Consider the following 22,525-nt stretch of genomic DNA (forward strand, 5'->3'; position numbering starts at 1 on the left):
TGGCTACCGTTCCCGCCACGTCACTCCTCGCAGCCACTCGCGACCCGGTTACCTGCGCTGCCGTCACACCGCGCGGCCACCTGGGATCTGACGCCTTTCCCGTCGTCGTCACCCCTCGCGGCGACCAACGTCCCGTTGTCTTCACCACTGCTGCAATTACCCGGAACACCGCTCGCCAGCTATCTTCCCTCCTGCTAACAGACAGCACCCGATTATCGTGATCTGCCACATTGTGAAACGCAGGAATCGGCTAACTATGCATGCAATATGCAATCCTGGCAAAGCTGAGCACCCTTTCGTGGCGCGCGGCGAGCAGGAGCGCGAAAAACGCGCCTGACTGCCCTGAACAGTAACGATGTTCGGTATGTATCGAGAAGTGGTATGGAACAGTGCGCCCAGGCTGATGTCATCGTTGCGGCGGGAAACATGCGCTGAGCGATAATCAGCACTCCCAACAGGACTATATGATCAGGCCTGGACAATGCGATTGCTCAGCGCAATGGATAGTGCAGCGTGTAGACACCAGCCGCGTGTTTTTTGCAGCGCGTCGAACTCATATGCTAAAAGCAATAATTCGATGACCGTCAATTATCTACCAGGACGCAGTAGCCCGGCGCTTCCTCTGGCGCTTAAAGCCGACAATCTCCGCGCCGTGGCGATGCTCTGGGCATTGTCATCTGACAACAAGCACACAATGTTCTTGTTACGCTGCGCTCCTACTCCTCGAATATACCGTCATCATCACCAATATCGGCGCTCGGCGCAATCACTGCCGGGTTCGTGAGCGCCTGGGCTTTGATCAGGCGTTCAATCTCATCGGTCAGCGCCGGATTATTCTTGAGAAATTCACGCACATTCTCGCGTCCCTGACCGAGTCGATCTTCACCGAGGTAGAACCAGGCTCCACTCTTGCGAATGATCCCCAGCTCGGTACCGATGTCGATGATGTTTCCTTCGCGCGAGATACCCTCATTGGCCAGAATATCAAATTCGGCCTGGCGGAACGGTGGCGCGACTTTGTTTTTAATCACTTTGACCCGTACCCGCGAGCCGATCGCCTCTTGACCCTGCTTGAGCGTCTCGATCCGCCGGATATCAAGTCGCACCGAAGCGTAAAACTTCAGCGCCTGCCCACCGGTTGTGGTTTCGGGTGAACCAAACATCACACCGATCTTCATGCGCAACTGATTGATGAAGATGACAACTGTACGACTCTTGCTAATCGCGCCGGACAATTTCCGCAGGGCCTGGCTCATCAACCGGGCCTGCATGCCGGGCATCGAGTCGCCCATATCACCTTCGATCTCAGCGCGGGGCACTAATGCTGCCACCGAGTCGATCACAATCACGTCAATGGCGTTTGAACGCACCAGCATTTCACAGATCTCAAGTGCCTGTTCGCCGGTATCAGGCTGTGATACTAGCAGCTCGTTGGTGTTGACGCCACAACGCGCAGCGTAAATCGGATCGAAGGCATGCTCAGCGTCGATAAAAGCGCAGACACCACCCATCTTCTGCGCTTCAGCAATAATATGCTGGGCCAGAGTCGTTTTGCCACTACTTTCGGGGCCAAAAATCTCGATCACGCGCCCACGCGGTACGCCACCAATGCCCAGCGCGATGTCAAGGGCAATCGAACCGGTGGGAATCGCTTCAATAGCCAGCCGATTCCCCACCTCGCCCATCTTCATGATGGAACCTTTGCCGAACTTGCGATCGATCTGAGCCATCGCCGCCGCGAGCGCTTTCTCTTTCTCCGGGGTGATTGCCATCGCGGGCGCTCCTCCATTATTCGTGCTCACTCGTATGCTCCTCTTGCTACTCTACTCGATGGGGAGGGCGCTGTCAACGCCGTTGCCTGCCCCGTACATATGTACTATAATAGCACAAGTGTGCGACTGAAGCAAGAGGGGTATGGCGCAATTTTTTTCCTCCCTATTAGTATACAGTTCTCGCCGCTGCAATGATGTGACAGAATTGACCAAACCGCGGAAATTGTCTCAGTGCCTGGCACAGGTTGCCATGATTTCAGCCCGGTTACCGCACCATTCACCGGCAACGCTCCTGAAAGCAGATACCACCAGGAGATGGATCATGAACGATTGTTCACGGTTGACAGCCATACCAACTGAGCCGATGAATGCACATTTGCGCATTCGAGTGGCAGATCAATCTAGCTGTCTGTTTGTCACAACTTGTAAGGAAACTAAAATCATTGACAGTTTTACTCAATATTATCGCGTCGGGCAAGGTTCAAAATGGCCGGTATTGCCATGAAATAGTTTTCTAAGCATGGTATAGTTGTAGTAGTCTGCGCATTAACCTGGTGAGGTGAAAATGAAACCACAACGCATTCCTCCCGGCCCCGGCCAGGAATCGGTCTGGGATTATCCACGCCCCCCAAGACTGGAACCAACTTCGCGCCGAATTCGGGTGATCTTTGCAGGCGTAACTCTGGTTGATAGCGTTCGCGCATTTCGCGTGCTGGAAACCAGCCATCCACCGGTTTACTACGTACCACCTGACGATGTGCGTATGGAATGGCTGCGTCCCAATCTGGCCCGCTCGTTCTGCGAATTTAAGGGTGTAGCCAGCTACTATGATATAGTCGTCGGCAATCGTTCGGCGCTTCAGGCAGCCTGGTCGTACACTGACCCGCCTCCAGCCTTTGCTCCCATCCGCAATTATCTCGCCTTTTATGCCAGCCCTATGGATGCATGTTATGTTGACGATGAACTGGTCACACCACAACCGGGCGGATTTTACGGAGGCTGGATTACCAGCGATATTGTGGGACCGTTTAAAGGGGGGCCGGGCACCTGGGGCTGGTAAGGCATGGTTTGCTATGCATAGACGCATACCCGAAACCATTCTGTTGTTGTCGCCCGCATGACCAAATTTAGACCCGGAACACGGTTTCGATGGATGTCGCGCAATGCCCTGTGTTGTGATGGGGATTGCCCGTAGAAAGGATGTTTCGATGAGTCAAGAAGATGATCGGCTGAAAACACTACAGATAGCCCGATCTGAGGTCTTGACCGGACAGATGAGCCGGCGCGCTTTTTTGCGCCTGGGGCTGGCGCTAGGTCTATCTGCCGGCACAACTGCCCTGGTCGCGTGCGGCAGTGGCGGACAAACGACCCAACCTGCTGCGGCACCGACCGGCATCAGCGCCGGTACTCCCAGCGGACGACTGCGCGTAGCAAGCGAAATTCCAGTGCAGCTTGATCCGGCTTTTGCTTCTTCTGATGCCGAGATTCTGATCCTCAACCACGTATACGATTATCTGGTCGATGTCGATGCCGGCAATAATATCATCCCACGCCTGGCCCGCGAATGGACAGTGAGTGACGACGGCCTGACGTACCGCCTGACACTGGCTGATGGGGTGACATTCCACGATGGTAGCCCGTTGACTGCCAGCGATGTGGTGTGGACATTTAATCGGCTGCGAGACGCGACGCTGCAATTGCCAACCGCCGATCTTTACGCCAATATCGTCGAGATTACCGCTGATGGCGATACTGCCGTCGTCTTTACCCTCGCCGAACCCAACCCGTTCTTCCTGTACGATGTATCCGACAATCACGCACTCATTCTGCGCGCCGGCACAACTGACCCGGCCACTACCTTCAACGGCACCGGCCCGTTCAGAGTGGTGGAATATCGCACCGAGAACCGGATCGATCTGGCCGCTAATCCCACCTATTTTCAAACCGGGAAACCGGCGGTAGCCAATCTCGAAATCATCTTCTTCGCCGATCAGGCGGCAGCCGTTGACGCGCTGCGCGGCGGTCAGGTTGATCTAGTATTACGCATGTCAACGCCGCTCTTCCAGACATTGCAGCAAACACCCGGCTTTGTTGCCGTCCAAACTCCCACCAATGGCTTCGATCTGGTGCGTCTCCGCTCTGATCGCGAACCCGGCAACAAGCCGGAAGTGATCCGCGCGCTGAAACTTGCCACCGACCGCGAAGCAATCTTTCGACAAGTCAAAGCGGGGTTGGGCGCGGTTGGACGTGACAGCCCCATCGGCCCACTCTTCAGCGCCTACTACTCTGAAGAGACACCGCTGCCACCCCGCGATCCAGCCGCTGCGCGTGAACTGCTTAGCGCCGCGGGCTATCCCGATGGTCTCAAACTTGATCTCCATGTCCCTAATTCGGGTGACCGACCTGATCTGGCAGTTGTGTTGAAAGAGCAGTGGGCTGAAGCCGGAATCGACGTGAATGTCATCGTCGAGCCAGAAAGCGTCTACTATGGCGATAACGGCTGGCTCGAAGTTAATCTGGGAATTACCGGCTGGGGTTCGCGCCCGGTGCCACAATTCTATCTCGATGTGATGCTGGTGAGCGGCGCAGTGTGGAACGAGAGTCACTTTAGCGACGCGGAGTTTGATGCGCTGGCCGCCACCGCGCGCACAACGCTCGACGAAGCTGAACGGACGCGCGCCTATCGCGAAATTCAGCGCATTTTGATCGAACGCGGCCCGATTATCATTCCCTACTTTTTCGCCCAGCTTAGCGCTCACCGTGAGGGGATAAGTGACTATGTGGCGAAGGCTTTTCCTGGTCGCACCGATCTGTCTGTGATTGCAGTGTAATCATTAAGAAATGGTGAATTTGCGGAGAATTGGTCGCGCCTTCTTTGCCGACCCGGCGACGGCAACCGGCACAATCATTGTGATGATATTTTTCGGATTGGCGCTATTTGGCCCGTCGATCGCGCCGTACAGTCCAACTGCTCAAAACGTAGAGCTGATCCGTCAACCGCCGTCGTTTGGTCATCCTCTCGGCACTGATCGGTTGGGGCGTGATTTGCTAAGTCGGATCATCTACGGCGCGCGCGATATTCTGATCCTGGCGGGCAGTGGCACGGCGCTAGCGGTCATCTGCGGCACGCTGATTGGCGTTAGTGTAAGCTACCTGGGAGGATGGCTCGAAGAGCTGGTATTTCGCCTGTTTGACGGGCTGTTAGCCTTGCCCGCACTGCTGCTGGCCCTGCTGTTGCTGGGAGTAGTTGGACCATCACGCACGAGCGTACTGCTGGTGATCGTGGTGGTCTACACTCCCATCGTTGCTCGCGTTGCGCGGAGCGCGGTGTTGTCGCTCAAATCACGTGGCTTCATCGAAGCTGCCCGCATGCGAGGCGAACGGTTAAGTTACATCCTCTGGCGCGAACTCTTGCCGCTGGTAATGCCCACGCTCGCCGTCGAAGCTGCGCTGCGCTTTTCCTACGCAATTTTCCTGGTCGCATCGCTTGGCTTTCTCGGCGTTGGCGTGCAACCACCCAGCCCCGACTGGGGGCTAATGGTGCTGGAAGCGCGCAATGAGTATGCGCTGGCACCCTGGTCACTGTATGCGCCGGCAGCAGCGATTGCCCTGCTGGTAATTGGGGTCAATCTGATGGCGGAAGGAGTGCGTCAGACGCTAAATGAGTGATAGGTCTGGCGCATCAACCCATCGGTGACCGTCAACGTGTATGCTGCGCAAACCGGGTGATGAGATCTGGCAATATTTGTAATTGCAATGAGTGGTCTGGAAGTACAACAGCTTACAATTGAATATCGTGTTGCCAACCAGACTTTACCGGTAGTGCGTGACATTAACCTGAGCGTCGGCGCTGGCGAAACGCTTGGTATCGTTGGCGAGAGCGGCAGCGGCAAGAGTACGCTGGGGCTGGCGATCTTGCGCGCGTTGCCGGCAAACGGAAGAATCAAAGCCGGGCAGGTACTGCTCGATGGGATTGATCTGACACGGGTGCAAGGCCCGGCGTTGCGCGCCTTGTGGTCGCGCTCGTTGCGACTGGTACCGCAAAATCCGCTGGCGGCCCTCAATCCAACTTTGCGAATCGGTGACCAGTTGACTGAAGCGATTGGCGGTCGCCGCCAGGACGCCATCGCCCAGGCTGCTGCATTGCTGGCGCGCGCGCAAATTGCCGATCCAATGCGAGTGCTGCGCAGTTATCCCCACGAACTCAGCGGTGGCATGCAGCAACGAGTTATGATTGCCATGACGTTTCACGGGGCGCCGCGCCTGCTGGTACTCGATGAGCCAACGACCAGTCTCGATGTGACCACAGAAGCCGCTGTTGTCGATCTCCTCGCTGATCTGATCGCCGAACGCCGACCAGCCGCTCTGTTCATTTCGCACAACCTTGGCCTGGTTGCGCGCATCGCTACCCGCGCGGCTGTGCTCTACGCCGGCGAACTGGTTGAAATCGCGCCCACAACATTCCTCTTCCAACACCCACGCCATCCCTATACCCAGGGATTACTGGCCAGTTTGCCTCATCCCGGTCTACGCTACAACCAGAATCCCCTGCAACCAATTGCAGGCACGTTGCCCGACCCCGGCGCGTTGCCGGCTGGTTGCATCTTCGCGCCGCGCTGTCCGCTGGCCGATGAACAATGCCGACGCGAACGACCACCTTTATTACCGGCGACTCCTGACCACCTGGTGCGTTGTCACCACTGGACGATGGTCGAACCTTACGCACCCTCGCCGGCCACGCCGACAATCAACGCGCTGACGAACGGCCAACCGCTTTTGGCAGCCCATCGTTTGACGAAGACCATCACACCTCGCCGCACATTCGCTGATCTGGTTCGCGGGAAGCGACCTGCGCCGATGATTGCACTGGCGGGGGTCGATCTGACCGTATGCCGCAACCGCACCCTGGGGGTGGTCGGCGAAAGCGGCAGCGGCAAGACCACTCTCGCCCGCTGCATCATCGGGCTAACGCCACCGTCAAGCGGCGCTATTGAATTGATCGATATTCCACTGGCGCCATCGATTCAGCAACGACCGCCTGAACAGCTTCGACGCTTGCAGATGGTGTTGCAAAATCCGCAAGAGGCGCTCAATCCGGCACTAACAGTTGGTGAAGCGCTGCGCCGCCCGCTTATCCGCCTCGGCGGTCTTGACCGGCGGACAGCAGATCAGCGGATACCCGACTTGTTACGCCTGGTCAGCCTGCCACCAGAATATGCCAATCGTCGCCCCCATCAGCTTAGTGGCGGCGAGAAACAGCGGGTGGCAATTGCGCGCGCACTGGCGGCAACGCCCGATCTGCTCGTGCTCGACGAGGCCGTTTCGGCGCTCGATGTCTCGGTGCAGGCGGCGGTCTTGAATGTGCTGGCCGCGATCAAGGAACGAACCGGGATTGCGTATGTGTTCATTACCCACGATCTGGCGGTAGTCAGTTATCTGGCTGATGACGTGGTTGTGATGTACCAGGGCCAGATCGTTGAGCAGGGACCGGTCGCGGCAGTGCTATCGCCACCGTTGCATCCCTATACTGAAGTACTGCTGTCAGCAAGCCAGCCGGATGGAATTCGGGCGCGCGAAGCTGACACCGCTGTTCCACCACCTGTTTCGGGATGCCCGTTTCAGCCACGCTGCCCACGCGCAATCGGTGAATTGTGTCGCACCACCCCGCCACCGTGGCGCGATGCTGGCGGTGGACATCTGATTCGCTGCCACATCCCGTTACCAGATTTACGCGCTGCGCAAATGACGGATTGACTGTCGTGATGAGGAGAAAGAGTTGCATGTTGGGAAGTAGCAAGCCGGCACCATGAGCCAGATTATCTCAGATAATCTTGAGATAGCTGAGCGAGCATCTGCCGGCAAAAGCTTGCCAGCATCAGATGAAAGGTTCCTCCTTGCCAGACAACAATTGAGCGGAAATATCCATGATCCTTCGTTATCTGTTGCGCCGTGTAGTCTTGCTCGGTGTCACGGTGTTAATCAGCTCTATCATCATCTTCGTCATCTGTCGGCTGCTACCCGGTGACGTGGCCCGCGTCTTGCTGGGCCGCGAAGCCAGTGAAGCAGCACTGACAGCTCTGCGCGCCGAACTCGGACTCGACCGGCCATTACCGATCCAGTATCTCGACTGGCTACGCGGCTTTGTCAGCGGCGACTGGGGAGTTTCGTACAGCACTCGCCAGCTCATCCGACCACTCGTATTTGAACGCTTACACAACTCACTCCTACTGGCCGGAGCAACCCTGCTTCTGGCAATCCCTCTCGGTATCGGGCTAGGGGTATGGGCCGGAAGACGCGCCGGCAAGCTCGACGATACGGCGATCAGTATAAGCACACTCGCCGTCACCGGTCTGCCTGAATTTGTCACCGGCTTGCTGTTGATCGATCTCTTCGCCTTCCGCATGCGCATGTTACCTGCCAATTCATCACTGCGACCTGACGCCAACCTGCTGGAAATCATCCCACAGTTGATCCTGCCGGCAATGACTGCAACTCTGGTGCTACTGGCATATATTGCCCGACTGACGCGCGCCGGTGTGATCCATGAGCTTAATCAAGATTATGTGCGCACAGCGATGCTTAAGGGGCTGGCGCCCTTTACCTTGCTCCAACGGCACGTGTTACGCAATGCGCTGCTGCCGGTGATTACGGTCATCGCTATCAGTCTGGGCTGGCTGATCAGTGGATTGATAGTGGTTGAAAATGTGTACAACTACCCGGGTATCGGTCGGCTATTGACCTTTGCCATCGATCGACGCGACCTGATCCTGCTACAGGCAGTGGCGATGATCACGGTTGTCATCTTTGCAGTTGCCAACCTTCTGGCCGATCTGCTCTATGCCCTACTCGATCCACGTATCAGGTTGGGTGATGAAACGCGGTAATCAAACTGGATCGCGCCAGACATGAAAAAGCGCGCCGCCTATAGCGACGCGCTAATCAAACTGGATCGCGCCAGACATGAAAAAGCGCGCCGCCTATAGCGACGCGCTAATCACGAAACCAGGTATCCCTGGCTATCATACCTGAAACTGGTCGATCATCGTTAACACTTGTTGGCGATATTGGGTCCAGGCTCGCCGACCGAGCAGGCCCTCTATCACATGCTCCAGGCACGACCGACTGCTAAACGCAGCTTCTACGCCATCTGATGGACGGATAATGTAACCATGCCAGTTTTGCTTGCGGTCAAAGATAATATGCAAGGTTTGATTGCCAACAAAAAGACGGTATTCCACTGGATTATCACTTTCCCGTTGATATGACATCGCTGCCGACCCTTTGAGCAGTCGGTGAGCGTGATCAAGACAGAATAGCATTGTGATACCCTCCCGCTAAACACAAAATACACCTGAAATGCTGGCTTCAGGTGTCGATCGGGGCGCTGGAGCCAGCCCAACGCAGCTCTACAGTACCACTATCAACTGCGGTACTTTACCTCCCCTAGATGGATCGGGGGGTGGAATGAGGTTGGATCGACAGGATCAAGTCGCCGGATGAGAGCGCTGGAACCGCGCCGAAAACCCTTCCCGCCAGAGGCGCGGGTGGATCGACCACCGCAGGTCGCCGGATGCGCGTATCACCCTGGCAACGTACCCGGCAACAACCAGTTGGATCAGCCGGGACAGGTTGCCATATGAGAGCGCTGGAACCGTGCCGAAAACCCTTCCCGCCAGAGGCGCGGATGGATCGACCACCGCAGGTTGCCGGATGAGCGTATCGATCAGGCAACGTACCTGACAACAACCAGTTGGATCAGCCGGGACAGACTGCCGGATGAGAGCGTGGTATAATGCGCCGCGACAGAGAGGAGAGGCAGCTTGAAATACCAACTGACACTCCACCCGGTTGCCGGCGCATGGCACAGCGAACAGATAACTCTCACCATTCACGGTGAGCAGATCATTGACGTTGAATACCGGCCATCACTGGGCGACGGAACCTATGCGCGCCAATTGACCAGAGGCGAGATCGAGAGCGCCACGCGCGCAGCGGCTCAGGCCTGCCCTTACTGTCGCATCGCTCACACGCTGGCCTTGAGTCTGGCCATCGAGCATTTGGCCGAGATTACCGCGCCGTTGCGGGCGCAAGCGATACGAGTTGTGCTGGCCGAACTCGAACGCGCCGCATCGCATATCAATACCCTGGCGGCGATTGCCACCGCATTAGGGCTAAGCGATGCAGCGCGGCTAAGCCGGCTGGAAACTCGTATCCGATCGATCCTGCTCACAATTCTCGGTCGCTACGATGCAGGATTGATTTGCCCTGGCGGATTGGTCGAAGCGCCGACAGATGCCGCACTAAGAGAAGCCGACCGCGAGATTAACGAGCTGCTACCAGCAATGATCAGTGTTGCCGGGCAAGTGATTCCACGGCGCTCGCTGCTGGCCCGGATGGTTGACATAGGAGTGCTCAACACGGCTGCTGCCAAACAGTTTGGTCTGGCCGGACCACTTGCGCGGGCCAGTGGCATATCAACCGATCTGCGCACCGATTTGCCGTACAGCGGATATACCATCATCACGCCAACGCCAGTGGTAGAAGAAGGTGGTGATGTACACGCCCGGGCAGTGGTGATGCTGTTAGAAGCGATTGAGTCATTGCGACTGGCAGCGCGCTGGTTGCATAATCTACCGGTAGGCGTCGCGCGCGAAGACTTTCAGTTACGAGCCGGCGAAGCGACCGCCACCGTTGAAGCTCCCCGTGGGCCGCTGCGGTATACTGTGCGTAGCGACGGCCAACGGCTCAGCGAGGCGCAGATCGGCATTGCCCCTCAACTCGATCGGTTGCTGGCGCGCTCGCTGTTGCAACGGTCTGCGGTTGATGACGCCTTGCTCATTGCTATTTCGACCGATCCATGCACGGCATGCTGGCAAGCAGCCACTTATCTTATAGGCCGCGCCTGAGTTCTTGCGCCTGATCCGGTTGGCTGTCAAGCCCTGACACGACGGTCAGCCTTTGCTCATACAATCAAAGAGGTTTCATGGGCCTGTACATTGGTCTGATCAGCCTCATTGTGAGCGCAGGAGCGTGTTTCGCGCTCACCCACATCGGCCTCACGCGCCGACTCGGTTTATTGGCCGCGCTGGCTGCCACTGTTGCAACCACCGGCGTCATTTTTGACCCAATAATACCAGCGGTTACCGAACCGATTACCACCATCGGCGCTGTACCGATCTGGTGGCCGATGTCACCCGATCTGAGCGAACGAGCTCCGGTGATAATGTTACTGTTTGGCGGTGCAATCGGGTTGCTGGCGCTAGCGCTGGCAGCGCCGCCTGATGCCGAAGGCTTCGGCGCCTTGTTTGGCTGGTTATTGCTTGCATTGACAGCCGCGTGCATCAGTCTGACCATTCCACCGCTCAGCTTTCTGACTCCATTGAGCTGGGCATTGGCGATACTGGCCACGCATGGAGCGCTCATCAGTAGCGGTGCGATCCCGGCGCCAGCCCAACTTCCACCCCACCTTGTTGCCGGCGCAATAGCAGTCGCTGCCGTGTGCGGAATTATCGCGATGATGGCGCTGCTTCCCCCTGAAACGCTGCCAGAGCCAGCCCTGCTCGCGCTTGCTGTGATCGGCGCACTTGCTATCGCCGGAGCGCCACCATTCGCCGGAACACGGTTTGGCACTGCCAATGCGCCAGCCTTGATCAGTACCCTCACCGTCGGCCTCGTCTTACCGACTATTGGTCTGGGATTTATTGTGCGGCTACTGGCTCAATTGCCGCCATTACCGCCATTGCCCGGTCACGTACTGGCCGCCATCGGAGCGCTCGGCTCGCTCGGCGCAGCTATCGGCGCGCTGCGATCCACCTCAGGACGAGAATTAGTGCTCTGGCAAGGCGCATTTCAGGCAGGTGTGATTGTGTGCGCTGCTGCGATCAGCGATCCACTGGCCAGTCTGGCTGCGCCAGCCCTCTTGCCGGCATTACAACTTCACGCGCTAGCCGGAGGTCTGATTATCGCTACTATCGAACAGCGACAGGGTAGTGATGCACTGGATGGTTCACCAGCGCGCCGCGCCTTACCGTTCACCGGAATCCTCTGGATCTTCACAACTGCAACCGCAATCGGTTTACCGATTGTCTGGAGCTTCTGGGGCTGGCGCTGGTTAATCGAGGCGCTGACTACCCGTCTGCCCTGGATCATCGCCCCTTTAATCGCGGCTGCCGTGATCAATATGGCCGCCGGTTTACCCCTTCTCATCCGTTGCTGGTATGGCAAACCCGGAAAACATGAATTATGGCCGGAAAACATTCTTGCCGTCCTGATCCTGGCTCCGCTGACGCTAGCCGGTCTGATCCCCTGGCTGGCATGGCCGCTCTGGTTGAGCTGGTCACCATTCGCGCCACCGGTATTGCCTGCCGACCCCATTGCATGGCCATTGGTTGGATTGGTACTTAGCATCGGTTTAGGGGGCTGGTTCCTGGCGCGACAGGCCAGCTTGCCCTACGCTTCCACCGAAACTGACCATGCCGTCATACCGACCTGGTACGGCCTGGGTGAAATTCTCCACGGCCTGACTGAATTCGCCACCGGGCGCGTGACGCTTAACGCCCTTGGTCGCGGCCTCGATCGAACGGCAAGTATGCTCCATATTGCGATGATCATCTTTGAACAACGTTACTACCTGTTTGGGGTTATCATCGCTTTACTGATCATACTGGTCTTGATGGCACAATAGCGCATTGTGAGGCAAAGGATAACGCACCATGGTTGTCGATATCTGGATCATTCTGCTCGGACTCGCGGCAGGTGGCATCTTATTACTGCGGGACTGGCGCCTCACCGTTGGGCTGTTGATGCTCAAGTATGTCGTCCTGGCCGGATTACTGAATGAGCAACCCTTTGTGCAACCAGACCTGGGTCAGATGGGGCTGAGTTCACTTGCGCTCATTAAATTGATCACCGGTATTTGCACAACGCTAATCCTGGCAGTGACAGCGCTGACCTTTTCGCGTGAATATGGACTTGAAGACCTTGACGAGTTCGGACAGGCTGAGCTGCGTCGGGCGCTTCGCGCCGCAGCGCGCCAACGATCCACAGAGACGTTTCAACTCATCGACTATATCCTGCCGTTTGGGTCGGGGGTCGCAGCGCTGGTAGCCAGTATCGTATTGCCGATCATCTATCCAATTGCGCCCAATCCGGCGCTCGATTTTGCCTGGTACTGGCTGGCCCTGAGCGGAATTCTGAGCATTGCGACAGCCAGCGACATCTTGAAAATCGGCCTGGGCATGCTGCTCTGTATCAGCGGGATCGACCTGCTTTACACCGCCGTGATCAGCGACCCGGCGGCAAGCGGCCTGAAAATCATGCCACTCTTACTCCTTAGCGTCGTGCAAATTTTACTGGCACTCGCCATTGCCTACCTGGCCGGACTTGTCTACGGACGCTTGAAAACACTGGCTATTAATGAACTCTATCGTGGATAACCATGCTCTACCTGTTACTAATCTTTTTTCCAATTAGCATGGCCTTTAGCGCTTTTCTGCTACGCCGATTGCCACGTATCGCCATCGGTCTTGGCATTGGCGCACTCATTGTTGAGCTACTCCTGGCAGTGCAGGTGCGGGTCGATGATCCGGTGCGAGTGTTGGGCGTGACCTTTTTACTCAGCCCGTTGAATCAGATCTTCTTGTTTCTCTTTTTGGGGGTGGGAATTACAACTCTGATAGCGGCTCTGGTTTTACCGCACGGTGAACATTTCAGCGCCATCGGCTTACTCACCACCGGGCAGACGATGGCCATTCTGCTGATGCAAGACTCGTTTGTGACGGCTCTCGTCCTGGTGACCATCGGTCTCACCACGGTGCTGGCGATTGTTGATCTTCCTTTCGGGGCCGGCGTGCTGGTCAGTCGCCAAACGCTCGTCACCGCACTGAAGTATCTGGTTTTGATGGTCATCGCCGGCATTTTGCTCTACATTGCCTATGTGTTAACCGACATCTTTCGTCCGGGTGAATTACCGGGGCGCATCTCGCCAGCGCGCTTCATTCTCGCCCTGCTGGCAGCCGGCTTCGCTTTGCGGATGGCTTTAACGCCATTCCACTCCTGGCTGGTTGACCTGGTATCTTACGCCGGATCACTGGCGGCAATCCTGATCATCGCCCTGCCCACACCGGCCAGTCTGCTGGTCTTTCTGCTTACGCTGCAAAGTTTTCCGACGCTGATATTCGAAGGTGGGCAAGCGCTGGTTGTGCTCCGGATCGGCGCCGCCATCAGCGCAGTGCTGGCCAGCGCCCTGGCGCTGACTGCCGGTTCACTCCACCAGCGTATCGCTTACCTGATTGCAACCAATTGCGGTATCATATTTTACAGTTTTGTATCGTTATCATTAGCAGGATTGAGTAGTGCGATTCTCGGGGTGATCAACCTTGCCCTGGCCGTCACTACCGTCTTAATCAGCCTGGCTCTCCTTGGATATCCTGATGGCCGCTTGCTAGCAACATCACGGAGCGATCTCTTCTGGCACCGGCCAATGGCCGGGGCAGGGTTGCTGGGTGGTGGTCTGGCGTTAATCGGATGGCTGCCATCGCCAGGTGGAACGAGCTATCTGCTGGCCTTACAGACAGCGGCAGCTATGCACTGGCTGGAACTGCTGGCATTGTTGATCGCAATGGCGCTGGCGGCGCTAACATTAGCACAACTGGCGGTACAATATTTGATTGGATCAGGTGAAGTGCCTGCTGATGAAGAACCACCGTTGCTTGGCGAGACGATCCTCGACCGCCCACCACCACCCCGATACGTCGGCGAGCCGGCGGGGGTAGCGGGATTGATCGCGCTCTTGTTGATTACGATGCTGATCATTGGCGCCTTTCCCAATCTGTTACTGCCGACGATTGAAGCGGCTGTGCGCAGTTTAGCCACATTAAGCACCGTGTAGACTGAGAAAGGGCACCAACACATTTATGCTGTTAGCCGGATTGCTGGCACTCGTCATCTATCCAGGTGGATTATTGGCGCTCGGACTGGGGCTAGGCTATCGGTTGCTTGCTACCCGACAATTGCCAGAGCATGGTAGTTTGATTCTGACCAGGGAATGGATCGGCTGGATAGCCCTGGCTACGCTGGCCCTCATCGCCGGCGGTCTTACCGGATTGCCCTGGCCGTGGCATCCATCGCCGTTCGCGTTTGGCTGGGCTGGAGCCTGGGTGCTACTGGAACTGGCAGCATGGCTACTGTTCTGGCCAATGTTGACCGCCGGCACACCACACCTTGTCCGGGCAGCAGTGCGCGAAGCCCAAATTGGCATGTTGGGGCGTGCCATGTTGTGGGGCGTGGCCGCAATCGGCTTTAGCGGCGCCGATGCGCTCAATGTCTGGTCACTTGGAGGGCATCTGCTCTTGTTATTAGCCGGCCTGGTCATTCTACCGGCAGCGATCAACTGGGGCCCATTTGGACCAGAGCCTTCGCTCAGCCCACGCGGAATCCTGGAAGGGCTACCTGCGCGTTCGGCTACAACTCTGACCTTTGCCCGCGATACACTGGCTGCGGCGCTGATTTCCGTGGTCTGGCTGGCCGGCCTCCCAACCACCCTGCTGCCGCCATTCATCGCGCTGTTGATTATTTTCGGTGGTAGCGCGATTACTATCACAAGTTTGAGCTGGTTACACGGTCGGCTACCTCGCCTAAGTGTACCGGCAGCGATCCGCGCGATCATTGTGTGGGGAGGAATTCCAGCCGTGCTGGCGATGACAATGCTGAGTCAGACGCAAGGCACTTGAGCGCTATGCCGAACATAGGTTGCCGGGATGGTTTGCAACAGCGTTAATCCGCAGTGGAGAGCAACGCCATGACCGATATCATCGTCGTCGAAGGTCTTTCCAAAAGTTATGGTCATGTTTCGGTGTTACGCGGCGTTAACCTGCGTGTTTCCACCGGCGAAGTCTATGGACTGTTAGGACCAAACGGAGCCGGTAAGTCCACGCTCCTGCATCTGCTGCTCGGTTTTTTGTATCCCGATAGCGGTCGGATTCGCATTTTCGGCAGCGCCGATCTCGAAGCTCAACGTCGCATGATCGGCTACGTCCCGGAACGGCAGCGCTACCACAACCATTGTACGCCACGTGAGTACCTGACCTTCCTCGGTCGCTGCGATGGTATGGAAATAGCACACTTACGCCAGCGCATCGACGAATTACTTGAACTCACCGGCCTCAGCACGGTTGCCAATCGCTATCTCCGCACTTTCTCGAAAGGGATGTTGCAGCGATTCGGTATCGCGCAGGCGCTGCTGAATGACCCCGATCTCTTGCTGATCGATGAACCGACCAGCGGTCTCGATCTCGATGGCCAGCAAGAATTGCTCACTCTGCTCAACAATGTGCGTCAGCGCGGCCATACCGTCTTGATCTGCACCCATCGGCTAGCCGAGGTCGAATATCTCTGCGATCGCGTTGGCATCCTGGCTCATGGCAACATTGCGCTCGAAGTCAATGTCGCCGACGTGCAGCAAAAGATTGGCGGTATGATCGTGCAAACCGGCCCGCTCGATCTACCGCTGCGCCAACGGCTTGAAATGATCGGGAGCGAGGTGCAATGCGAAGAACAGGCAGTTATCATCAGCCCGCACAATCCCGAATCACAAGCCAGAGTCTTACAAACCTTGCTCGAGGCTAATGTGACAATTCGGGCACTCGAACCACAGGTGAGCAGACTGGCCCAAATCTACACGCGAACGGTGCGGGGCGAACCGGTAGACAACTTGCTGGTAGAAAACCCGCCATTGCCACGGGTCGTGCTCCGTGAAACTACTCCTCCACTACCGACTGACGAGATTGATCCGTTATTGAAACGACTGTTGCGACAAAACCGCAATCGTTCGCCCGACCAGAAGGATAGCAAGCAATGATACGGCAGATGACACAAGCTGTCTTGGTGGCCGGCTTTACCCTGCTAGAGTATCTGCGTTCAGGCCGAATCTTCCTCGAACTGATAGCAACCATAGCCTGTTACGTCATACTACTGCGGCCTACCAGCGCGGCAATGAACGCCAGCTATCTCTTTGCAGTGCTGGGCATATTTGGACCGGGAATGGCAGTTATCACCACCGGATTTATTGTCGGTTTGGGCGATCGACCGCAGAATTATATCGTGCTGACCCACAATGTCAGTCGCGATGCCTTTCTGCTCGGCTTGTTCTTTGCCGCCGTGATCGTTACTCTGGCCATGTATGGCATCCTCTGCGCGCTGGTGGCACTCTTCAACCGGGCAACCGATCTTACCCTCTTCGGCTGGACACTCGCTACCCTGCCCCTCATCCTGAACACCGGCCTGGTGGCAGCGATTGCCCTGTTGCTCTCGCCGCCTGTCTTAAGCGCGGGCTGGAGGCTCTTCGTGCTGGCACTGATCGCGTTAGCCTTATCGAGCAATGTAATCAGCGGACCGGTCATCGCTCAGATCAGTGAAATCAACCCCTTACTGGTTGACCTGCTGCGCGCCATACAAACCATTTTGAGTGGCCCGTTGGTGCCAGTTTTTTACGGTTACCAGTTGAGTGTCAGCCGCGCTTTCGATAGCGCACCAGCCTGGGCCAACCTGCTCGCCCAATGCCTGCTACTCCTCTCATTTCTGGGTTTGGCCCGCTACGGTTTCCATCGGCGCGATCTCATCTTCAGCGTCTAGCGCGTCGCGGAATCGGTCACCGGCACAAAGGCAATTGCATCGGCCCAAATACCGCGTTGCCGATCTCCGGCTACAGTGCCGGTAGCCACCAGCGGTCGCGCTGCCGGATCGAACGTGTAGATACCCAAATCGGCCCACCAGTTACGTTCTGCTTCCAGATCGATGGTGATCACCGTTTCACCACCCTGGTGGCGGATCAGAAACCGCGCTTCGCGTGAGTCATCGTAGCCGTTGAGCGCAAAAGGGACATAAGCCAGCACTCGATACTGCCCCACTGCCGGCAGTTCAGGTTGCCAAACGGCGACGCGGGGAGCAGCAAAATCGCTCAAGCGCCATGGTCGCAGCGCGCTGGCGGCCAGGAATGACGGCGCAAACCGCGCCCCGCCACCATAGCCGCTCGCAATCGATTGCCAGTCTCCCGTTGCGCGAAATTGCGGATCGTCATCATCAACTACTATCACCCCGGCTGGTGGCGGGGCGCAGGGTGAAGGCATATCGCGCCACAACCAGACGCTAATCTGACCAACCGGATTGGCAGCCCACGGATCGGGATCGCTACCACACCAGCCATATGGATCAACATCGCGGCCTAAATACTGCACCTGCAAATGAAGATGCGCTCCCCGCGCGCACCCCGTATCACCGGCAATGCCAAGGACATCGCCGCGCGAAACCTCATCACCGGTCGTCACACTTACCCGGGCCAGATGCCAATAGAGGGTACGGTACCCATTTCCGTGATCGATAATGACGGCTCCAGCAGGTGTTGCGCAGCCATCATCGGAATAGCCGGCAAAGACAACCAGACCCGGCGCGGCAGCCAGCACCCGTTCAGGTGGCCCCATTGCATAATCCCAGCCAGTATGACCATCATAGGCAAAAGCTCGATCGGTTTCACTGCGCCCCCAAAAGGTATGGAGTGATCCATTCGCGCGCAAAAAGGGGGCATCGTGATCAAAGAACGAGGTCACAGGCACATTGCGTTCTGCCGGTCGTGTCAGGAACGGCTCAGCCGGCGGTGGCCAATCGAGCGGAGCAAGCCGGGGATCGAGCGCAAACAACCGTTGATAGGTAGGCGCAACTGCCCCAAGCAGCGACTCGAGTCGGGCTGGCGCGGTTGTAGGCGCTAATGCCCGGCTCAACACGTAGCGACTGAGATCGGTGGGAGCCGCCATCTGACTGCCATCGGCGAAAATCAAAGGCGGCAATGCCTCAGGGCCGAGCAGGGCATAGTCACGCAACGCGGCGCGCACTTCGCGGGTCAGCCAGCGCAATTGAGCAAACAAACCGCGCCGGCTACCGTTATCACCGCGAAACCCGGCAGCCCACGCCAGTTGCTCATTGCTGGGGCTTTCTGCGCTGAGCAAGCCGCTTTGCAACTCCATCAAGCTCAACAACAGGCGGGGACTGACACTGTAGAGGCTGCTGAGCGACACCAGTACCTCGACAAACGAATGGCTGCGCCGACCGATGTTTATGCGCGTAGTTGCCAGCGGACTATTGCGCGCAGCTAAAAAAGCTTGTATCTCTGGAGTGCTGAAGTTATGATCGTAGCTCAGTCGCTGCGGATCGAAGATCGGATGAATTGCTGGCTCAGGCGTCGCTGTTGGAACAACAGTAACTGTTGCGATTGGGGTTGCAGTTGGGACAGGCGTCATCGTCGCAGTGGCCGTAACCACTAGTTGAGGCAATGGCGCTGATGTCACAGCCACCATCGGCGTCGGAGTTACCGACGGCGGGGAAGGCGCTGCGCAGGCACTCAGGCAGATAAACAACATCAACAGCAAACGACGCATAGCGCCAGCAGGATAGCCGAAGAAGGCCATCCGGTCAAGTTGAATAAGGCATAGCAGCACACGACTCACCTGACGGTTGCAGGCACGCCGCGCCAGCACAACAATGAGGTGTCGGGCGAGCCGCGCCATCTGCGCTCATCGCAATCGGCAGGATGCTAACATATCACCGGCCTGCCTTCTCCACACCTCATAGAGAGCTGTCACAACCCGCAAACCATATCCACACTGCCACAATTCCGATCAGCCGATAGCGCGGCAAGCGAGTCAGCTCTCGCAACGAAAACTGCCACTTCAATTCCGCCTGCAACCTATTGACGACAGCCCCCATCAGATGTATAATGCGCACTCGGTTGAGCCAATCGACCGTGTCATTCGCGCCCCCCGTTACGTTTGGGTTACGGGTTTCGCGTTTCGGGAAGGCACCCGACACACGTAACACGCAACACCGAACGCCGAGCGGAAATCGTCGTCGCGGCAACAACAGTTGCCCTGTGTGGGAGACGGCGTCGGGTGGGCTAGTGTGAGGCAGTATGGACGGCGCATACAACATACGCGCGATTCAGCGCTTCCCAAACTGCACACATGTACGCCGTGCGCGCGCAGGTTTGACCTGCTAACCGCGCGCGAGTGACGCTGCGCGTTCTCGCTCCCCCGGCCACTGCATCAGGTGCAGGGCCTTTTTTAATCCCCTTGCGCTGAATCGCTACGCATCCATGGCGCGCTCACGGCCACCATTACCGGCCAGCGCAGCCATTGCACGCCTGTAATCGGCCCGCTCGCGGTGGGGTGGGTCTTATCTTGCCTTGCTTTGCCTTGTCTTTCGCCTTGCGGGTTGTGGTTTCCCGCCTTGTACTAGGGAGGAATGTGGTACAGTTGAAGACGCTAACCTTTGCCGACCTGATTGCACAGCAGACCGGCTTTGCCGGTGAGGGCCGCCTGACCGATTTCGTCAGCCGTTACGACGGCGAGCTCTATTTCGGCGATCGTCTCAACTTAAACCGGCTGGCCCGCCAATACGGCGCGCCACTCGAAGTAGTCTACACACCGCAAATTACTACTCAGGTACAACGGATGCGCAACTGGGCCGAGCAGGCTCGCGCTATGACCGAATATCCGGCAGCCTTCCACTACGCATACGCCACCAAAGCCAACTTTGCCGCCGAGGCAGTGCAGACAGCGCTGGCTGCCGGCGCCCACTATGAAACATCGGCAACAGCCGATCTGATTATTGCCCATGGCCTCTGGCGGCAAGGGATCCTGCCATCGGATCGCCTGATCTGCTGCAACGGCTCAAAAGAGGCAGCTTACCGCGAAGCGATCCGCAATCTCCGTCTCGACGGTTGTGAAACGGTCATTCCGGTACTCGATGACCTGTCAGAACTGAACGATCTTCTGGCGACACCGGCGCCGCTCCAGTTTGGTGTGCGCGAGCGAGCCGCCGGCAATCGCGACGGTCGCCATCCCGGCAACGATCGCTTTGGCTTGACAATGACCGAAATCGAGCAGGCCGTCGAACGAATTGCCGACAGCCATCATTCGCTCGTGCTCTACCATGCAATGGTCGGCAGCCAGATCGAGGATGCAAACCACTTTCTCGCCACGCTCCGCGCGTCGATCGAACATTACTGCCGGCTCCGTCAGCGCGTGCCAACGCTACGCTACTTCAACTTTGGCGGCGGTATGCCTACCGCGGGCTACCAGTTGAGCTTCCATTTTGATTACCAGGGATTTCTCAGTCGATTGATGGCAACCATCCGCGACATTTGCGCCGAATACAATGTGCCGGCGCCTGAATTGATCGGTGAATTTGGCCGCTATACGGTTGCCACGCATAGCGCATACCTGGTTGAGGTTGGATCGGTCAAAGCCGGCCAGCCCGGTCAACCTGACTGGTACCTGGTGAACGGATCGCTGATGGTCATGCTGCCTGACACCCTCTTCGTCAGCGGCCAGGAGTTTGTCATCCTGCCACTGACTGACTGGGATCGACCGCTACGCCCGGTTCGGCTGGCCGGTCGCCGCACATGCGACAGTGACGACATCTACCCGCGCCCTGAACAAGAGCCACTGTGGCTTCCGGAGACCGAAGGCGGTCTTATTCTGGCAATCTTCGGGATTGGCGCATATCAGCAGATGATTGCCGGTCGCGGTGGGGCGCATCACTGCCTGACTCCGGAAGCGGCGCGCTTCATCATCGAAGAGCAGCAAGGGCGGCTCAATTCACGGTTCGTGCCACAGCAGGATCAAGCAACGATCATGCGCCTGCTCGGTTATCGACCACAACCCACCGCGCTGCCGCTGCCATTCCGTCAACCAATGCGCTCTACCGTCTTGTCGGCTCGTCGTCGGCCACGCGCGCGCATTGCCGGTATCGCATAAGCGTAACGCTATCACCAATTATCAGGATAATGGCAGAGGCGACCAGTTTGGTCGCCTCTGCTCTCATCGATCTACGCAACTCCGGCACAGGTGGCTGATAACAAACCAGACGAACGTGCCGCCAGACTCAGGAAACACGTTTTTAATCTTCTATCTATAGCCAAATCAAAGCAGCAAGTGGTACAATGAATATACTGTAATCTGCAGGCCGTCGCGGTGTGCTCAACAGAATAACAAACAGGGAGTGCTCCATGAATATTTTGGTCGTTGATGATGACATTCCTAGCGCCAAGCTTACCTCATACCTGCTTGAAGAGGCCGGCTATCGTGTCTTTCGCGCCCACGACGCCACCAGCATCTTACAGATGATCGAACAGCACAACCCCGACCTGATTTTGCTGGACATCATGATGCCCAAGATCGACGGCTTTGATGTCTGTCGGCAGATCCGACGCAACTCAGATGTGCCCATCATTTTCCTTTCAGCGCGATCGCAACTGCAAGATCGGGTCATGGGGCTACAAATTGGTGGTGACGATTATCTGGTCAAACCCTTCGAGCCATCAGAACTGCTGGCCCGGGTCGAGGCGGTATTGCGACGGCGCAATGCTGATATGCTCAATACCTCAACCCGCTTGAGTCAGGGCAACATTACCCTCGATCCAGTTGAGCACAAAGTCCTCTTTACCGATGGGCGAGTTGTTGAGCTGACTCCACTAGAATTCCGCCTGCTCTACTACCTGATGAAAAACGCTGGCCGAATTTTGAACGTGACCCAAATTCTGAGCAAGGTCTGGGGTTACGACTACGAGGGCGAAAGCAATCTGGTCGCGGTCTACATTCGGCGTTTACGCACCAAAGTCGAAGAGGATCCCGATCATCCTCGTCATGTCATTACGGTACGCAACCTTGGGTATAAATTCGAGCCGTAGAAGAAGTGCCAGCCAT

The 22,525-nt window shown here is 57.1% G+C and carries 18 protein-coding genes; 15 read left to right on the forward strand and 3 right to left on the reverse strand.

Features of this window, described 5'->3' with window-relative positions; genetic code table 11:
* The coding region (locus tag Q0650_RS15435; RefSeq protein ID WP_298820540.1) for a hypothetical protein at positions 1-221 on the forward strand (221 nt) is incomplete at its 5' end.
* Positions 222-716: 495 nt separating this feature from the next.
* Here the strand turns inward: Q0650_RS15435 and recA are convergent.
* Entirely contained in the window at positions 717-1,772 is a 1,056-nt protein-coding gene (recA, locus tag Q0650_RS15440; protein WP_298820542.1) for a recombinase RecA, read from the reverse strand.
* Between the two features lie 565 nt (positions 1,773-2,337).
* Here recA and Q0650_RS15445 point away from each other — a divergent pair.
* The 5 genes from Q0650_RS15445 (at position 2,338) to Q0650_RS15465 (ending at position 8,656) form a co-directional block, all read left to right on the forward strand.
* Positions 2,338-2,832, forward strand: a complete 495-nt coding sequence (locus tag Q0650_RS15445) for a DUF427 domain-containing protein (RefSeq protein WP_298820544.1) — start codon at positions 2,338-2,340, stop codon at positions 2,830-2,832.
* A 148-nt stretch (positions 2,833-2,980) separates the two neighbouring features.
* Positions 2,981-4,603 carry an ABC transporter substrate-binding protein gene (locus tag Q0650_RS15450; protein WP_298820546.1) on the forward strand — a complete coding sequence of 541 codons (1,623 nt, stop codon included), beginning with the start codon at positions 2,981-2,983 and terminating at the stop codon, positions 4,601-4,603.
* Positions 4,604-4,613: 10 nt separating this feature from the next.
* Positions 4,614-5,441, forward strand: a complete 828-nt coding sequence (locus Q0650_RS15455; RefSeq protein ID WP_298820548.1) for an ABC transporter permease — start codon at positions 4,614-4,616, stop codon at positions 5,439-5,441.
* Positions 5,442-5,528: 87 nt separating this feature from the next.
* On the forward strand, positions 5,529-7,526 hold the full coding sequence (locus Q0650_RS15460) for an ABC transporter ATP-binding protein (protein ID WP_298820550.1): 1,998 nt from the start codon (positions 5,529-5,531) through the stop codon (positions 7,524-7,526).
* 170 nt (positions 7,527-7,696) lie between these two features.
* On the forward strand, positions 7,697-8,656 hold the full coding sequence (locus Q0650_RS15465; RefSeq protein ID WP_298820552.1) for an ABC transporter permease: 960 nt from the start codon (positions 7,697-7,699) through the stop codon (positions 8,654-8,656).
* Between the two features lie 135 nt (positions 8,657-8,791).
* Here the strand turns inward: Q0650_RS15465 and Q0650_RS15470 are convergent, their stop codons facing one another.
* Positions 8,792-9,010, reverse strand: a complete 219-nt coding sequence (locus Q0650_RS15470; RefSeq protein WP_298820554.1) for a hypothetical protein — start codon at positions 9,008-9,010, stop codon at positions 8,792-8,794.
* A gap of 582 nt (positions 9,011-9,592) precedes the next feature.
* On the opposite strand from Q0650_RS15470, the gene Q0650_RS15475 reads away from it, so the two are divergent.
* From Q0650_RS15475 to Q0650_RS15505, 7 genes are all read left to right on the forward strand, one after another.
* Positions 9,593-10,678, forward strand: coding sequence for a hypothetical protein (locus tag Q0650_RS15475; RefSeq protein WP_298820556.1), 1,086 nt, complete (start codon positions 9,593-9,595; stop codon positions 10,676-10,678).
* Positions 10,679-10,755: 77 nt separating this feature from the next.
* A complete protein-coding gene (locus Q0650_RS15480) occupies positions 10,756-12,456 on the forward strand; it encodes a hypothetical protein (protein WP_298820558.1) in 1,701 nt (566 codons plus the stop codon).
* A 28-nt stretch (positions 12,457-12,484) separates the two neighbouring features.
* Positions 12,485-13,207 carry a hypothetical protein gene (locus tag Q0650_RS15485; protein ID WP_298820560.1) on the forward strand — a complete coding sequence of 241 codons (723 nt, stop codon included), beginning with the start codon at positions 12,485-12,487 and terminating at the stop codon, positions 13,205-13,207.
* Between the two features lie 2 nt (positions 13,208-13,209).
* Positions 13,210-14,661 (forward strand): proton-conducting transporter membrane subunit, encoded by a 1,452-nt coding sequence (locus Q0650_RS15490; protein ID WP_298820562.1) that lies wholly within the window; start codon positions 13,210-13,212, stop codon positions 14,659-14,661.
* Positions 14,662-14,686: 25 nt separating this feature from the next.
* Positions 14,687-15,502, forward strand: coding sequence for a hypothetical protein (locus Q0650_RS15495; protein ID WP_298820564.1), 816 nt, complete (start codon positions 14,687-14,689; stop codon positions 15,500-15,502).
* Positions 15,503-15,570: 68 nt separating this feature from the next.
* A complete protein-coding gene (locus Q0650_RS15500; RefSeq protein ID WP_298820566.1) occupies positions 15,571-16,629 on the forward strand; it encodes an ABC transporter ATP-binding protein in 1,059 nt (352 codons plus the stop codon).
* Between the two features lie 8 nt (positions 16,630-16,637).
* Positions 16,638-17,402, forward strand: coding sequence for a hypothetical protein (locus tag Q0650_RS15505; RefSeq protein WP_298820568.1), 765 nt, complete (start codon positions 16,638-16,640; stop codon positions 17,400-17,402).
* Here the strand turns inward: Q0650_RS15505 and Q0650_RS15510 are convergent.
* Positions 17,399-19,327 (reverse strand): peptidoglycan DD-metalloendopeptidase family protein, encoded by a 1,929-nt coding sequence (locus Q0650_RS15510; RefSeq protein ID WP_298820569.1) that lies wholly within the window; start codon positions 19,325-19,327, stop codon positions 17,399-17,401. The genes Q0650_RS15505 and Q0650_RS15510 overlap by 4 nt on opposite strands.
* A 735-nt stretch (positions 19,328-20,062) precedes the next feature.
* On the opposite strand from Q0650_RS15510, the gene Q0650_RS15515 reads away from it, so the two are divergent.
* Positions 20,063-21,577: an arginine decarboxylase gene (locus Q0650_RS15515; protein WP_298820571.1), complete on the forward strand. Its 1,515-nt coding sequence runs from the start codon at positions 20,063-20,065 to the stop codon at positions 21,575-21,577.
* Positions 21,578-21,828: 251 nt separating this feature from the next.
* Entirely contained in the window at positions 21,829-22,509 is a 681-nt protein-coding gene (locus tag Q0650_RS15520; RefSeq protein WP_298820574.1) for a response regulator transcription factor, read from the forward strand.
* The last annotated feature ends 16 nt before the right edge of the window (positions 22,510-22,525 follow it).

It is taken from the genome of uncultured Chloroflexus sp. (assembly GCF_937129525.1).
GTDB lineage: Bacteria > Chloroflexota > Chloroflexia > Chloroflexales > Chloroflexaceae > Chloroflexus.

Bases quoted from the DNA above. Each gene is read 5' to 3' on its own strand.
- recA (WP_298820542.1), bottom strand. From the start codon at position 1,772: ATGGCAATCACCCCGGAGAAAGAGAAAGCGCTCGCGGCGGCGATGGCT.
- Q0650_RS15445 (WP_298820544.1), top strand. From the start codon at position 2,338: ATGAAACCACAACGCATTCCTCCCGGCCCCGGCCAGGAATCGGTCTGG.
- Q0650_RS15450 (WP_298820546.1), top strand. From the start codon at position 2,981: ATGAGTCAAGAAGATGATCGGCTGAAAACACTACAGATAGCCCGATCT.
- Q0650_RS15455 (WP_298820548.1), top strand. From the start codon at position 4,614: ATGGTGAATTTGCGGAGAATTGGTCGCGCCTTCTTTGCCGACCCGGCG.
- Q0650_RS15460 (WP_298820550.1), top strand. From the start codon at position 5,529: ATGAGTGGTCTGGAAGTACAACAGCTTACAATTGAATATCGTGTTGCC.
- Q0650_RS15465 (WP_298820552.1), top strand. From the start codon at position 7,697: ATGATCCTTCGTTATCTGTTGCGCCGTGTAGTCTTGCTCGGTGTCACG.
- Q0650_RS15480 (WP_298820558.1), top strand. From the start codon at position 10,756: ATGGGCCTGTACATTGGTCTGATCAGCCTCATTGTGAGCGCAGGAGCG.
- Q0650_RS15485 (WP_298820560.1), top strand. From the start codon at position 12,485: ATGGTTGTCGATATCTGGATCATTCTGCTCGGACTCGCGGCAGGTGGC.
- Q0650_RS15490 (WP_298820562.1), top strand. From the start codon at position 13,210: ATGCTCTACCTGTTACTAATCTTTTTTCCAATTAGCATGGCCTTTAGC.
- Q0650_RS15495 (WP_298820564.1), top strand. From the start codon at position 14,687: ATGCTGTTAGCCGGATTGCTGGCACTCGTCATCTATCCAGGTGGATTA.
- Q0650_RS15500 (WP_298820566.1), top strand. From the start codon at position 15,571: ATGACCGATATCATCGTCGTCGAAGGTCTTTCCAAAAGTTATGGTCAT.
- Q0650_RS15505 (WP_298820568.1), top strand. From the start codon at position 16,638: ATGACACAAGCTGTCTTGGTGGCCGGCTTTACCCTGCTAGAGTATCTG.
- Q0650_RS15510 (WP_298820569.1), bottom strand. From the start codon at position 19,327: ATGGCGCGGCTCGCCCGACACCTCATTGTTGTGCTGGCGCGGCGTGCC.
- Q0650_RS15520 (WP_298820574.1), top strand. From the start codon at position 21,829: ATGAATATTTTGGTCGTTGATGATGACATTCCTAGCGCCAAGCTTACC.